Source organism: Nocardia arizonensis (assembly GCF_001310275.1).
GTDB lineage: Bacteria > Actinomycetota > Actinomycetes > Mycobacteriales > Mycobacteriaceae > Nocardia > Nocardia arizonensis.
Genome location: NZ_LGYZ01000133.1, coordinates 140,084 through 153,316, shown reverse-complemented (window position 1 = coordinate 153,316; position 13,233 = coordinate 140,084). Strand labels below are relative to the sequence as shown.

At 67.9% G+C, this 13,233-nt stretch carries 13 protein-coding genes and 1 pseudogene; 10 read left to right on the top strand and 4 right to left on the bottom strand.

Features of this window, described 5'->3' with window-relative positions; translation table 11 throughout:
• Positions 1–139: 139 nt before the first annotated feature.
• Genes nth through APZ21_RS31955 form a run of 5 tightly spaced genes read left to right on the top strand, consistent with a single transcriptional unit; the run spans position 140 to position 3,510 of the window.
• On the top strand, positions 140–838 hold the full coding sequence (nth, locus tag APZ21_RS31970) for an endonuclease III (RefSeq protein WP_054816925.1): 699 nt from the start codon (positions 140–142) through the stop codon (positions 836–838).
• Positions 835–1,461 (top strand): TlpA family protein disulfide reductase, encoded by a 627-nt coding sequence (locus tag APZ21_RS31965; protein ID WP_054816819.1) that lies wholly within the window; start codon positions 835–837, stop codon positions 1,459–1,461. Before nth ends, APZ21_RS31965 begins: the two co-directional genes overlap by 4 nt.
• On the top strand, positions 1,458–1,610 hold the full coding sequence (locus APZ21_RS34600) for a hypothetical protein (RefSeq protein WP_156371448.1): 153 nt from the start codon (positions 1,458–1,460) through the stop codon (positions 1,608–1,610). Before APZ21_RS31965 ends, APZ21_RS34600 begins: the two co-directional genes overlap by 4 nt.
• Positions 1,607–2,320 carry an NUDIX hydrolase gene (locus APZ21_RS31960; protein WP_054816818.1) on the top strand — a complete coding sequence of 238 codons (714 nt, stop codon included), beginning with the start codon at positions 1,607–1,609 and terminating at the stop codon, positions 2,318–2,320. Before APZ21_RS34600 ends, APZ21_RS31960 begins: the two co-directional genes overlap by 4 nt.
• Entirely contained in the window at positions 2,317–3,510 is a 1,194-nt protein-coding gene (locus tag APZ21_RS31955; protein WP_054816817.1) for a MarP family serine protease, read from the top strand. Before APZ21_RS31960 ends, APZ21_RS31955 begins: the two co-directional genes overlap by 4 nt.
• An 11-nt stretch (positions 3,511–3,521) precedes the next feature.
• On the opposite strand, the gene APZ21_RS31950 is transcribed toward APZ21_RS31955, so the two are convergent.
• The 3 genes and pseudogenes from APZ21_RS31950 to APZ21_RS31940 all read right to left on the bottom strand — a co-directional run.
• Positions 3,522–4,457: an alpha/beta fold hydrolase gene (locus tag APZ21_RS31950; RefSeq protein ID WP_054816924.1), complete on the bottom strand. Its 936-nt coding sequence runs from the start codon at positions 4,455–4,457 to the stop codon at positions 3,522–3,524.
• A gap of 94 nt (positions 4,458–4,551) precedes the next feature.
• The gene (locus APZ21_RS31945; RefSeq protein WP_054816816.1) at positions 4,552–5,058 is read right to left on the bottom strand and encodes a phage holin family protein; all 507 of its coding nucleotides are present in this window, start codon (positions 5,056–5,058) and stop codon (positions 4,552–4,554) included.
• A pseudogene (locus APZ21_RS31940) lies at positions 5,036–5,404 on the bottom strand (Na+/H+ antiporter NhaA); the annotation flags it as partial. The gene APZ21_RS31945 and the pseudogene APZ21_RS31940, both read right to left, overlap by 23 nt.
• A gap of 331 nt (positions 5,405–5,735) precedes the next feature.
• On the opposite strand from APZ21_RS31940, the gene APZ21_RS31935 reads away from it, so the two are divergent.
• Genes APZ21_RS31935 through APZ21_RS31915 form a run of 5 tightly spaced genes read left to right on the top strand, consistent with a single transcriptional unit; the run spans position 5,736 to position 11,697 of the window.
• Complete coding sequence (locus APZ21_RS31935) at positions 5,736–7,343, top strand: peptide ABC transporter substrate-binding protein (protein WP_239476972.1); 1,608 nt, start codon at positions 5,736–5,738, stop codon at positions 7,341–7,343.
• 20 nt (positions 7,344–7,363) lie between these two features.
• Positions 7,364–8,290: an ABC transporter permease gene (locus APZ21_RS31930; RefSeq protein ID WP_054816814.1), complete on the top strand. Its 927-nt coding sequence runs from the start codon at positions 7,364–7,366 to the stop codon at positions 8,288–8,290.
• Positions 8,283–9,236, top strand: a complete 954-nt coding sequence (locus APZ21_RS31925; RefSeq protein ID WP_054816813.1) for an ABC transporter permease — start codon at positions 8,283–8,285, stop codon at positions 9,234–9,236. Before APZ21_RS31930 ends, APZ21_RS31925 begins: the two co-directional genes overlap by 8 nt.
• A gap of 6 nt (positions 9,237–9,242) precedes the next feature.
• The gene (locus tag APZ21_RS31920) at positions 9,243–10,919 is read left to right on the top strand and encodes a dipeptide ABC transporter ATP-binding protein (RefSeq protein ID WP_054816812.1); all 1,677 of its coding nucleotides are present in this window, start codon (positions 9,243–9,245) and stop codon (positions 10,917–10,919) included.
• A 31-nt stretch (positions 10,920–10,950) separates the two neighbouring features.
• Entirely contained in the window at positions 10,951–11,697 is a 747-nt protein-coding gene (locus tag APZ21_RS31915; RefSeq protein WP_054816811.1) for a Fic family protein, read from the top strand.
• 472 nt (positions 11,698–12,169) lie between these two features.
• Here the strand turns inward: APZ21_RS31915 and APZ21_RS31910 are convergent, their stop codons facing one another.
• On the bottom strand, positions 12,170–12,991 hold the full coding sequence (locus APZ21_RS31910; RefSeq protein ID WP_054816922.1) for an HAD-IB family hydrolase: 822 nt from the start codon (positions 12,989–12,991) through the stop codon (positions 12,170–12,172).
• Positions 12,992–13,233 lie beyond the last annotated feature (242 nt).

The window sequence follows — 13,233 nt, the reverse complement described above, 5'->3', positions numbered from 1 at the left end:
ACGGGTGCGTGCCACTTCCTCCACCCCCGCCGTCGGCGGGCAGGCGCCCGCCACCGAGACCCCCGAGCAGCGGCCCGGCGACACACCGCCCGCGAAGCGCAAATCGCGGACCCGACAGGCGGAAACCCAGCTCGGACTCGTGCGAAGGGCCCGCCGGATGAACCGCACCCTGGCCCGCGCCTTCCCGGACGCGCACTGCGAACTCGACTTCACCACGCCCCTCGAATTGGCCGTGGCGACAATACTTTCCGCGCAGTGCACCGACGAACGCGTGAACCTGACCACACCCGCGCTGTTCGCCCGCTACCCCGACGCGCGCGCATATGCCGAGGCCAACCGGGTCGAGTTGGAGGAATTCATTCGTCCGACGGGCTTCTTCCGCAACAAGACGAACGCGCTCATCGGGCTCGGTCAGGCCCTGTTGGAACACTACGATGGTGAATTGCCTCACACCCTCGGCGAATTGGTGAAGTTGCCGGGAATCGGCCGCAAGACGGCCAACGTCATCCTTGGCAACGCGTTCGGGGTGCCCGGCATCACCGTCGACACCCATTTCGGCCGTCTGGTGCGACGCTGGCAGTGGACCGCCGAGGAAGATCCGGTCAAGGTCGAGAACATCGTCGGCGAGCTGATCGAACGCAAGGAGTGGACACTGCTGTCCCATCGGGTGATCTTCCACGGCAGGCGGGTGTGCCATGCCCGCAAACCGGCATGCGGGGTGTGCGTGCTGGCCGCGGACTGCCCGTCCTTCGGCATCGGGCCGGTCGATCCCGACGCCGCCGCCGCACTGGTCAAAGGCCCCGAACGCGCGCATCTGCTCGGAATGGTCGGGCGGTGAGCCGGATTCCGGTCACCGTTCGGCTGCTGCTGGCCGGTGCCGTCACCGTGGTCGCGCTGGCCGTGGCCCTGTGGCCGCGCGCGGTGCACGACGGTGCGCCCGATCGGATCGCGGTAACGTCCGCGAGCTCCGAGCAGGCGCGCGCCGAAGCCGGACTCGCGCCGTGCCCGCGGCCCCGACCGGACGCGGTCGGCGCGGGACCGCTGGCGACCATCACCCTGAACTGTCTCGCCGATGGACAGCCGCTCCCGCTGGCCGCCGCACTCGCGGGCAGACCCGCGCTGCTGAACCTGTGGGCCTACTGGTGCGGCCCGTGTGCGCAGGAGTTGCCATATCTGAGCCAGTACGCACATCGAGCGGGCGGCGCGATTACCGTGCTGACTGTGCACAGCGATCCCGATGAGGCCAAGGCGCTGTCCCGATTGACGGGGCTCGGCGTGAAACTGCCGGGCGTACTCGATCCCGCCGCTTCGGTGCGCGGCGCTGTCGGCGCTCCGGCGGTACTGCCGGTGTCGGTGCTGCTGCGGGCGGACGGTACCGTCGCCGAGGTCGTGGTGCGCACCTTCGACAGCGTGGATGACATCGCCGAAACGGTCGCGGCGCGACTTGGAGTCGCCGCATGACGACGGGCGGGGATCGCCGCACGGATTTCGTCGGGGGGTGCGGTACGAAAGCGCTGATCTCGCAGCGACTGTTGCGGGCCGACAAGTCGTTCGCGGAGGTGATGGTGCGCAGGTTCAACGGGGCCGGTTCGCCCGAGGGGGCGGCATGACGGGATCGCCCGACGCGCCCGCGTGGCTGCGTCGCGCCACCGAACCGAGCACGGCCGACGGCTCCGACACCCTGTCACTGGCGCGGGCGATGCGCCGGGCCATGACCTTGAAGGGCGAGCCGCGTCAGGCGGCGGTTCTCGTGCTGTTCGGCGGATCGCCCGAGGTCGATCCCGGTGCGCCGGGCGGACTTCCGGCCGACGCCGACGTGCTGTTGACCCAGCGAGCCTCGACCATGCGTCAGCATCGCGGTCAGGTCGCCTTCCCGGGCGGCGGTGTCGAGTCCGGTGATAACGGTCCGATCGATACCGCGCTGCGTGAGGCCGCCGAGGAGACCGGTCTGGATCGTTCCGGGGTCGAACCGCTGCTTGTGCTGCCGAAACTGTTCGTGCCGCCGTCGCGTTTCGACGTGACCCCGGTGCTGGCCTACTGGCGCACGCCGAGCGATGTGCGCGTGGTCGACCGCGGTGAGACCGACCGCGTGGTGCGGGTTCCGTTGGCCGAGTTGCTCGATCCCGCCAACCGGTTCCTGGTGCGCGGCACGATGGGCTACACCAGTCCGGCCTTCCTGGTGGACGGCCTGCTGGTGTGGGGCCTCACCGGCGGCATACTCGCGGGCATCTTCGGGGCCGCCGGCTGGGAACGGGACTGGGATCGCGAGGATGTGCGCGATCTGGAAAAGACCTTGGCGGCCGTGGGAATGACGTTATGAGTTCCTCGGCCTGGCTCGACATCGCCGTATTGCTGCTCGCCCTGCTCGCCGCCTCCTCCGGCTGGCGCCAGGGTGCGGTGGCCTCGGCGCTGGCCTTCCTCGGCGTGGTACTCGGCGCGGTCGCGGGCATCCTTATCGCCCCGCATCTGCTCGTCCATGTGGACGCGGGCCGAAAACGCGTGCTGACCGGCATCCTGCTCATCGTGCTGCTGGTGATCGTCGGCGAGGTCGCGGGCATGGTGCTCGGCCGCGCCGCCCGCGGCAGCATGCGGCACCCGTTCACCCGCAGCGTGGACAGCGTGGTCGGCGCCGCCCTTCAGGCGGTGGCGGTGCTGGTCACCGCGTGGCTGCTGGCGCTGCCGCTGGCGACCTCGTCCCAGCCCGCGATCGCGACGGCCATCAACGGGTCCAAGGTGCTCTCCGATGTCAACGAGGTAGCGCCGAGTTGGCTGCGCAAGGTCCCCAACGAATTCTCCCAACTGCTCAACACCTCCGGGCTGCCCGATGTCATCGGACCGTTCGGGCGCGCGCCGATCGCCGCGGTGGAACCGCCCGACCCGGGCGTGCTAGCCAGTCCGGTCGCGGCCTCGCTGCAACAGAGTGTGCTTCGCATCCGCGGTGTCGCCCCGAGCTGCCAACGCGCGCTGGAGGGTTCAGGATTCGTCATCGCGCCGGAACGGGTGATGACCAACGCGCACGTGGTGGCGGGCACCACCAGCGTCGCGGTCGACACCGCGCGCGGGCCGCTGGACGCGACCGTGGTGCTGTTCGATCCGTCCAAGGACGTCGCCGTACTCGCCGTGCCGGGGCTGACCGCTCCGGTGGTGCCGCAGTCGCCCGAATCCGCGCGTTCGGGGGAGAGCGCCATCGTGCTCGGCTATCCGGGCGGCGGACCGTACACCGCGAGCGCGGCCAGGGTCCGTGAGACGCTCGACCTCACCGGCCCGACCATCTACCGCAACGGCACCGTGGAACGCGAGGTCTACACCGTGCGCGGTCTGGTCCGCGCGGGCAACTCCGGCGGGCCGCTGGTCGATACCGAGGGCCAGGTGCTCGGCATGGTGTTCGGCGCGGCGGTCACCGACGACGACACCGGCTACGTACTGACCCTCGCGGAGGTCCGCCCGGATCTCGAGGCCGCGATCGGCGCGTATTCGCCGATCAACACGGGGGCATGCGTCCTGAGCTGATTCCTCGCGAATCAGCCGAGGAACTTGGCGATTTCGGTGGTCACCGTGTCCGGGCTCTCCTGGTGCGCGAAATGCGCGGCATCGGCCACGGTGACCAGCCGCCGCTGCGGTGACCACTGTCGCCCGCGGTGGAAGGTGGAGCGCAGCAGATACGGGTCGTATTCGCCGCGCAGCGCGAGTACCGGGATGTGGATGGGTTCGCGCATGGTCGCCATGAATCGACGGCCGTCGGGTCGCCACTGGCTGCGGAAGGCCCAACGCTGATATTCCAGCGCGCAGTGCGCGGCGCCGGGAATACGGATCGCCGACCGCATCCGATGCGCGGTGTCGACGAATTCGGCGGTGCCCGCCCATCGCGCCCCGACCCGCTGACGCAGCAGTCGCTCCACCTCGAAGCCGTCGCGGGTGGTGAGCAGATGTTCGGGATAGCGCGGCAGCTGATAGCGCAGGAAATTGGGCAGCCAGCTCGCGCGCTGGCGGCTGTCGCGCAGTACAGCGGACTTGAGCGCCGCCGGATGCGGCGAACTCACCAGCGCGATGGCCGTCACCAAACGCGGATGCAGAACGGCGGTGGTCCAGCAGACCAACCCGCCCTCCGCGTGCCCGACCAGTGTCGCTTCGGTGTGGCCGAGCGCGCGCACGAGTCCGGCGACATCGCCTGCCAGCGTCCAGCCGTCGTAGCCGCGCGGCGGTTTGTCGGTGTCGCCGTAGCCGCGCAGGTCGACCGCGACGGTGCGGAATCCGAGATCGGCGAGTCCGGTCAGCTGATGTCGCCACGACCACCAGAAGTCGGCGAAACCGTGCAGCAGCACCACCAGTGGCGCGTCCGTGCGTTCGGGCGTCGCCTCCACCACGTGGAATCGGATGCCGTTGGCGTGCACGTCGCGATGTGCCCACGGTCCCTCGAAGCGGACGGTGGACGGATCAGGAAGTGAGTTCGACGACACGTCCCCCGAGCCTAGTGCGCCGAAGTTCGCGTGGCGCGCGCTGTCGGCGTTTCGCAACCGCGTCGATGTTTGCGAGAGGTCGGGCGGGGAACCCTCACTTGCTCAGAGCGGGCCGGTCCTCATGCGCCGACGACCCGAATCCACCGGGCAGTACCGTGCGGGCCTGCTTGAGCGAATCGATGGTCTTCTCCGGCGCCCGCAGCTTCTTCACACGCAGATAGCCGAGCAGCGCCAGGATCACCGTTGTCGCCACCATCAGCAGGAACACGATGAGGAAGGCCGCCCAGCGGGCCAGCCACACGTCGAGCAGCTCCCCGAGGAAGAAGAAAAAGAAGAAGGAGCTGAACAGCAGAACCGTGAACGCGAGGAGGAAGTAGACGCTGCCCTGGAGCCCCTTCTTGATCTCGCCGGTCACCTCGGCCTTGGCCAACTCCACCTCGGCGCGCACCAGCGTCGACATCTGCTCGGTCGCGTCGCGCACCAGACTGCCGAAACTCGCCGAACCAATCGGATCGGCGTCGGTCAAGGGTATGGACGTCAGCGTCCGATGCCCGGCATCGCCGCCGCCGTGTGACCCGTTACCGCCCTGGGTGAAACTCACTTGGTCGACCCTTCTCCCTGTCCCGGCACTGCCTCGTCTTCGTTCGATCTGCGCGGCGCGCACCGTCGTCCACGCCGACGCCGCCGAGCGCCTGCGCGGCACGCCGTGCCCGGTGGACACGCCCACGCCGCAACAGTATCGCCGAACCGGCGAGGCACGCCGCCGTTGATGTCACCAACACCGTGGCCTTCGCCAATTCGAGGGCGGATCCGTCATCGACATCGGCCGGCGCGAGTTCCGCCACAAGAAGGCTAACGGTGAACCCGATCGCGCCTAGCACCGACAGGTCGAACACGCCCCCGTGGCCGAGTCCGGCGGGTTGCGCGACGCCCGTTCGGATGGCGAGGGGGCCGATGTGCTCAGCGGTTCTCCGCACCCTGGGGCGAGCGTCAGGGCAAGCGACAGGCGGTCGGCGAATCGGCACCGGATACCGTGGCGTCCTCCAACGCCTCTCGTGAGATCCCGTGCTGTCCGGGCTGAAGGCCGGCGAATCCCTGCGCCTGTTTCGGCCGTGTTGCCGCGCGGGTAACAAGTGTCCCGAACGTGGCTCGATCCGATGACAGTTCGGTCGGAGATGGCTAACCTCCGAGAGAGTTCCTTTGGTGGGATCGCTTCGGGCGCGCAGGGGGACCGCACGTGCCCGCGGTTCCGTTCGATGCCGAAATCGGGAGAGCGCGTTGATATTTCACAAAGCTACCGCGGTTACGGCGGCGGTTCTGCTCGCCGCGGGCCTCGGGTTGTCCGCCTGCTCGTCGACCGATTCGGTCGACGCCGCCATCGTCACCACCAATGGCGCCGAGCCGCAGAATCCGCTGGTGCCGACCAATACCAACGAGAACATGGGCGGCCGCGTGGTCGATCGCCTCTTCGCGGGGCTGAAGTACTACGACAACAAGGGCGTTGCCCACGACGAGATGGCCGAGTCGATCACCTCGACCGACCGCAGGAACTACCGCATCACCATCAAGCCGGACTGGAAGTTCACCGACGGCACCCCGGTGACCGCCAAGTCCTTCGTCGACGCTTGGAACTATGGCGCGCTCGGCACCAACGCGCAGTTGCAGAGCTACGTGTTCACTCCGATAGTCGGATTCGACGAGGTCTCCGCGGAAAAGCCGACAGCACAGACGATGTCGGGTTTGCGGGTGGTCGACGACCGGACCTTCACCGTCGAGCTGAAACAACCGTCCATCGATTTCGAGACGGCGCTCGGCTACGCGCCGTTCTATCCGCTGCCCGCGGTCGCCTACCAGGATATGAAGGCATTCGGCGAGAACCCGATCGGCAACGGTCCGTACAAATTCGCGGGTGACGGCGCCTGGGAACACAATGTCAAGATCGATCTGACGCCGAATCCGGACTATCGGGGCGGGCGGCAGGCCAAGAACAAGGGGCTGCGTTTCGTCATGTACCAGTCCTTCGACACCGCCTACTCCGATCTGCTCGCGGGCAACCTCGATACCCTCGACACGATTCCCGACAGCGCCCTGACCACCTACCGCAACGATCTCGGCGATCGTGCGATCCTCGCGCCCACCGCGCAGAACCAGCACATCGGCGTGCAGTCGAACGTCGCGCATTTCGGCGGGGCCGAGGGCCTGCTGCGCCGCCGGGCGATATCGCTGGCGATCAACCGGGAACAGATCTGCCAAACCATCTTCAACGACACCAAACAGCCCGCACGCGATTTCACCGCGAGCACACTGCCCGGTTTCGATCCGAACGTGCCGGGTTCGGAAATGCTGAAATACAATCCGGACGAGGCCAAACGGCTGTGGGCACAGGCCGACGCCATCGCGCCGTGGTCGGGGCGCTACGAGATCGCCTACAACTCCGACGGCGGCCATCAGGCGTGGATCGAGGCGGTCGCCAACAGCGTCAAGAACACACTCGGCATCGACGCCGTCGGCGCGCCTTATCCGACTTTCAAGAACATCAGGGATCTGGTGAACGCGAAGTCGATCGGCAAGTCCTTCCGCTACGGCTGGCAGGGCGACTACCCGACCATGCTGCAATTCCTGACCTCGCAGTACTACAGCTATTCCGACACCAACAACGTCGACTACGCCGACCCGGAATTCGACCGCCTGCTCGACGCCGCGCTGGCCGCGCCGACGCTCGAGGAGTCCTACCGGATCGTGGCGCAGGCGCAGGCGCTGTTGTTCAAGGACATGGCCGACATCCCGGTCTTCGATTACCGTGCCGCGGCGGGGCGTTCGGAACACGTGGTCAAGGCCGACCTCGCGTGGAACGGTCTGTTCGACTTCGAGAACATCGAGAAGTAGTCGCGATTCCGGGAGATCGTATGGGCTGGTACATCCTGCGGCGGCTGCTTCAGATGATCCCGGTGTTCCTCGGGGCGACGCTGCTCATCTACGGACTGGTATTCCTCGTTCCCGGTGATCCGATCCGGGCGCTGGCGGGCGACAAACCCATGACGCCCGCCGTCGAGGCCGCGCTGCGGGCGCGCTATCACCTCGACGAGCCGTTCATCGTGCAATATCTGCTGTATCTGAAGGGCATCGTCACCCTCGATTTCGGCACGTCGTTCTCGGGGCGGCCGGTACGTGACGAATTGGCCCGCGCCTTTCCCGTCACCATCGAACTGGCGTTGCTCGCGATCCTGATCGAGGGCATATTCGGCGTGCTGTTCGGACTCGTGGCAGGTCTGCGCAGAGGCAAACTCTTCGATTCGACGCTGCTGGTGGTCAGCCTGGTCATCATCGCGGTGCCGATCTTCGTACTCGGTTTCCTCGCGCAATTCGTCTTCGGGGTGAAGTGGAAGATCGCGCCGGTGACCGTCACCGGTCACGCGAGCCTGTCGGAATTGCTGCTGCCCGCCTTCGTGCTCGGCGCGCTCTCGTTCGCCTACGTCCTGCGCCTGACCCGTAATTCGGTGGCGGAGAACATGTCCGCGGACTACGTGCGCACGGCCACCGCCAAGGGCCTCGGGCGCCGACGGGTGATCACGGTGCACATCCTGCGCAATTCGATGATCCCGGTGGTCACCTTCCTCGGCGCGGATCTCGGGGCACTGATCGGCGGCGCGGTGGTCACCGAGGGCATCTTCAATATTCCCGGCGTCGGCGGCACGATGTACCAGGCGATCGTGCGCGGCGAACCGCCGACGGTGGTCTCGTTCGTGACGGTGCTCGTGGTGATATTCCTGCTCGCGAATCTGGTCGTCGACCTGCTCTACGCCGCCCTGGACCCGAGGATCCGCTATGCCTGACGCGGCGCGGGAACCGCGCCCGGGACAGGCACGCTATATCGCCCCGCCCGACGAGGTGGAGGTACTCGCCACCGACCGGGTGGACGAATCCGTCGCGCCGGTCGGCTTGTGGCTCGACGCCTGGCATCGGCTGCGGCACAATCCGCTGTTCGTTGTCGCGGCCCTGCTGATCCTGTTCGTTCTCGTGGTGGTGATCTGGCCGGGGCTGTTCACCGACCAGGATCCGCGGTACTGCAACGGCGATTTCAGCATGGACCCGCGTGGCGCCGGCCACCCCTTCGGCTTCGACAAACAGGGCTGTGACATCTACGCGCGCACCGTGTACGGCGCGCGCGCCTCGGTGCTGTGCGGACTCGGCGCGACGAGTATGTTCTTGCTGATCGGCGGCACGCTCGGCGCTCTGGCCGGTTTCTACGGCGGGCCGCTCGACTCGGTCGTGTCGCGGATCGCGGAGATATTCTTCGCGCTTCCGCTCATGCTCGCGGCGATCGTCATCATGCAACTGCTCGACCAGCGCACGATGTGGACGGTCATCCTGATCCTGGCGACCTTCACCTGGCCGCAGGCGGCGCGCATCGCCCGCGGTGCGGTGATCGAGGCGAAGAACAGCGAATACGTCCGCGCGGCAACCGCGTTGGGGGTGTCGCGCGCGCGCGTCCTGGCCCGGCACGTGCTGCCGAATTCGGCCGGGCCGCTCATCGTCGTCACCACCATCTGGCTCGGCGGATTCATTGTCACCGAGGCGACGCTGTCCTATCTCGGGGTCGGGCTGCCGCGTACCACGGTGTCATGGGGATCGGATATCAGCACCAATCAGGTGCAGCTGCGTGGCGGTTCGCCCATCCTGTTCTATCCGGCCACGGCATTGGCGCTCACGGTCCTGAGTTTCATCCTGCTCGGCGATGCCCTGCGCGACGCGCTCGACCCGCGGACAAGGAAGAGGTGAGCTCCGGTGTCGGATCGCCCGCTGCTCGAGATCGACGGTCTCACCGTCTGTTTCGACTCCGACGGTCGGCGGATTCCCGCCGTTCGCGATGTGGGTCTGTCGGTGTATCCGGGGCAGACCGTCGCGATTGTGGGCGAAAGCGGGTCGGGCAAGTCCACCACCGCGCACAGCATCATCGATCTGCTGCCCGGAACCGGCACGGTGACCGCCGGATCGATCGTCTTCGACGGCAAGAACCTCACCAAGGCGTCGAAGAAGGAGATCGTCGCGGTACGCGGCAGCCGGATCGGACTGGTCCCGCAGGACCCGATGTCGAATCTGAATCCGGTGTGGAAGATCGGATTCCAGATCACCGAGACGCTGGAGGCCAACGGCATCGCCAAGGGCAAGGCGGCCCGCCGCCGGGCCGTGGAACTGCTCGAAGAGGCCGGGATGCCCGACGCGCAGCGCCTGGTCAACCAGTACCCGCACGAATTCTCCGGCGGTATGCGCCAGCGCGCCCTCATCGCGATGGGCCTGGCCTGCCGCCCCCCGCTGCTCATCGCCGACGAACCGACCTCGGCCCTCGACGTCACGGTGCAGCGGCAGATCCTCGACCACCTCGCCGGACTGACGGGTGAACTCGGCACGGCGGTCCTGCTGATAACCCACGATCTCGCGCTTGCCGCCGAACGCGCCGAACACCTGGTGGTGATGTACCGCGGCCGGGTGGTGGAATCCGGTCCCGCGCGGGAGATCCTGCGCGATCCTTGGCACGCCTACACCCGCAAGTTGGTGAGTTCCGCGCCCTCGCTGGCCTCGCGGCGGCCGTCCGCGACGCGGGAGCGCATCGAGGTCCGGGAGCGGGCCGCGCTGGTCGCCGCGGCCGACACCGAGGTGGACGAACCCGCGGATCTGCTGGTCGCGCGCAATTTGACCAAGGTATTCCGTATCAGGGGCGCGACGCCGCTGCGGTCGACGGAGTTCACCGCGGTCGACGACGTGTCGTTCCGGTTGCCGCGCGGGACCACGACGGCCATCGTCGGCGAATCCGGGTCGGGCAAGTCGACGCTCGCGCAGATGGTGCTCGGTCTGCTCGCGCCCACCGCGGGCTCGGTCACCTTCGACGGTCTCGACGTGGGGAGCCTCGATCGTCGCGGCGCATTCGCCTTCCGGCGTCGGGTGCAGCCGATCTTCCAAGACCCCTACGGCTCGCTCGACCCCATGTACTCGATCTACCGGACCATCGAGGAACCGCTGCGCACCCACCGGATAGGCACCGCCGCCGAACGCCGGGCCACGGTGCGCGACCTGCTGGAGAAGGTGTCGCTGCCGAGTTCGGTCATGCGGCGCTATCCCAGCGAACTGTCCGGCGGGCAGCGTCAGCGAGTCGCCATCGCCCGTGCGCTGGCCCTGTCCCCGGAGGTCGTGATCTGCGACGAGGCCGTCTCCGCGCTCGACGTGTTGGTGCAGGCCCAGATCCTGGCGCTGCTCAACGAACTCCAGGCCGAACTCGGGCTGTCGTATCTGTTCATCTCCCACGATCTCGCCGTTGTCCGTCAGATCGCGGATCGGGTGCTGGTCATGCGGTCGGGCCGGGTGGTCGAGAACGCGACCACCGACGAAGTGTTCGACACCCCGCGCGCCGAGTACACCCGCCGTCTGCTCGACGCCATCCCCGGCCGCGACCTGCCGACGGTATGACGGGCCGGACCTGCGGCTAGCCTCGTATCCCGTGACCGATCCGCTTCAGCCACTCGTCGACCTGCCCGGTGTCCGCGAAGCCGCCGATCGCGCCCGCGACAGCCTCGCCGCCGTGCACCGGCACCGGGCGAACCGGCGCGGCTGGCCGACCACCGCGGCCGAGAGCGCGGTGCGGGGCGCCCGGTCCTCGGCGGCCATCGACGGCGGCACGACCGATATTCCCGCCGACGGCCGGGTAGCCGATCCGATCCTGGCGGGCTCGCTGCGGGTCGGCCAGGCCCTCGACGGTGACGCGCTGCGCAATCTGGTTGGCGTCTGGCAGCGCGCGCCGCTACAGGCGCTGGCTCGATTGCATCTGCTGGCCGCCGCCGATCTGGTGCCGGATGAACAGCTGCTCGGCAGGCCGCGGACCGATCCGGGAGTGTCGCAGCGGTTGGACCTGCTGGCGCAGACGGTGCTCGGCACCGCCGCGCCTGCGCCCGTCGTGGCCGCGGTGGTGCACGGCGAGCTGCTGGCGCTGCGGCCCTTCGGCATGGCCGACGGCATCGTGGCACGCGCCGCGTCCCGTTTGGTGACGGTGGCAAGCGGGCTGGATCCGCATGCTCTGGGTGTGCCGGAGGTGTTCTGGTTGCGGCGGCGGCAGGCTTATGTGGAAGCGGCCGCGGGTTTCGCCACCGGGGACGCGCAGGCGGTAGGGGGGTGGACGATCCTGTGCTGCGGCGCGCTGGAGGACGGGGCGCGCGAGGCCACGTCCATCGCCGACGCCGCGGCGGGCTAGGGAACGACCCGGGACATATCGAAGCGGGCGGCGTTGTCATCGATGACCTCGCCGCCCGCTAGCACGGACCACCCGGTTACCAAGCGTGCTGAGTGGGTTGTGTGCTTCGGCCTCGGCGTCGTCGCGGCTCCCGCCGGTTGATCCCCGCAACCTGTGCGAGGCTCTCGCCGGTCGGATGCCGAAACTCGCAGGCCCACAACCTGCTGCCCTTGTCGCGGCGTGCTCCGCGTGGGTGCCTGGCGTCCGTGCTGGAAGGGTGGGTCGGGAGACGAGACCTTCTCTTCCGGTCGAGCCTTGGCCTTCCGTCCTTCCGTAGCTACCTTTCTACCACTGTGACCAGGCTCACTTCAAGGGTCGGCAGAGGCGGGAAAAGTCGGCGCGTCGGCCGGTGTTTCGTGATTCAATTCCCGAACTTCGACCCTCGGTTTCGAGCTCGACGGTGGATGGCTATCGATTGGCTAAACCTGCGGGTTCAGCGTCGACCGCGCAAGATCCGGTAGGTGATCGCGCCCGCCAGGATCGCGCTGAGACCGACTGCCGCGGTGGCGGCGACCGTGGTCGAGGAGGGGGTCTGCAACCGCGACCACAGCGACACCGGATTGGAGAAGGTCAGCACCGGCCAGTCCCGCGCGGCCGCCTCCCGGCGCAGTGCCCGGTCGGGATTCACCGCGGTGGGATACCCGACCGCGCTCAGCATCGGCAGATCGGTGACCGAATCGGAATAGGCGTAACAGCGCGAGAGATCGTAACCCTCACTGGCGGCCAGCTTTTCGATCGCGGTGACCTTGCCGACGCCGTAACAGTAGAACTCCACGTCGCCGGTGTACTTGCCGTCCTCGACCACCATGCGGGTGGCCTCGGTGTGCGAGACGCCCAGCGCCGCGGCGATCGGGCCGACGATCTCCTCGCCGGAGGCCGAGACGATGACCACGTCGTGGCCCCGGATCCGGTGGTCGGCAATCAGATCCACGGCTTCGGCGTAGATCAGCGGGTCGACCAGATCGTGCAGTGTCTCGGCCACAATGGATTTCACCTGCTCGACATCCCAGCCCGCGCACATGTTCGTCAGATGGGCGCGCATGCGCTCCATTTGGTCGTGGTCGGCTCCCGAGAGCATGTACAGGAAGTGCGCGTAGCTGCTCTCCAGCACGACACGGCGGTTGAGCAGGCCCTGGGCGAAGAACGGCTTGCTGAAGACGAACGCGCTCGACTTCGCGATCACCGTCTTGTCCAGGTCGAAGAAGGCGGCGACGCGCCCGCTGCCGCCGGGAGATGTGTAGGGAGCCGCGGTGATGCGCGCGCTCCGGTCAGGAGCCGATTCGTGGTCACCCTCGCCCGTCACCCGTTCAGGATATGCGGAATGGGCGAGCGCGCTCGCCGAGCGCGGGTACGTGCGCGTACCCCGGTGCGCGTGTCCCGGTGCGGGCGAGGGTTTGCCGGGGAGATGCAGGCGCAGCGACGCCACCAAACTTCTCCGGCCACGGACTTGCGTTGTGGGCGGCACATGGGTGTAGTATTGCTGGCACCTGGACATAG

What these genes read in the sequence shown, in the direction of transcription:
- APZ21_RS34600 (WP_156371448.1), top strand. Translation starts at nt 1,458, where the DNA reads ATGACGACGGGCGGGGATCGCCGCACGGATTTCGTCGGGGGGTGCGGT.
- APZ21_RS31960 (WP_054816818.1), top strand. Translation starts at nt 1,607, where the DNA reads ATGACGGGATCGCCCGACGCGCCCGCGTGGCTGCGTCGCGCCACCGAA.
- APZ21_RS31955 (WP_054816817.1), top strand. Translation starts at nt 2,317, where the DNA reads ATGAGTTCCTCGGCCTGGCTCGACATCGCCGTATTGCTGCTCGCCCTG.
- APZ21_RS31930 (WP_054816814.1), top strand. Translation starts at nt 7,364, where the DNA reads ATGGGCTGGTACATCCTGCGGCGGCTGCTTCAGATGATCCCGGTGTTC.
- APZ21_RS31925 (WP_054816813.1), top strand. Translation starts at nt 8,283, where the DNA reads ATGCCTGACGCGGCGCGGGAACCGCGCCCGGGACAGGCACGCTATATC.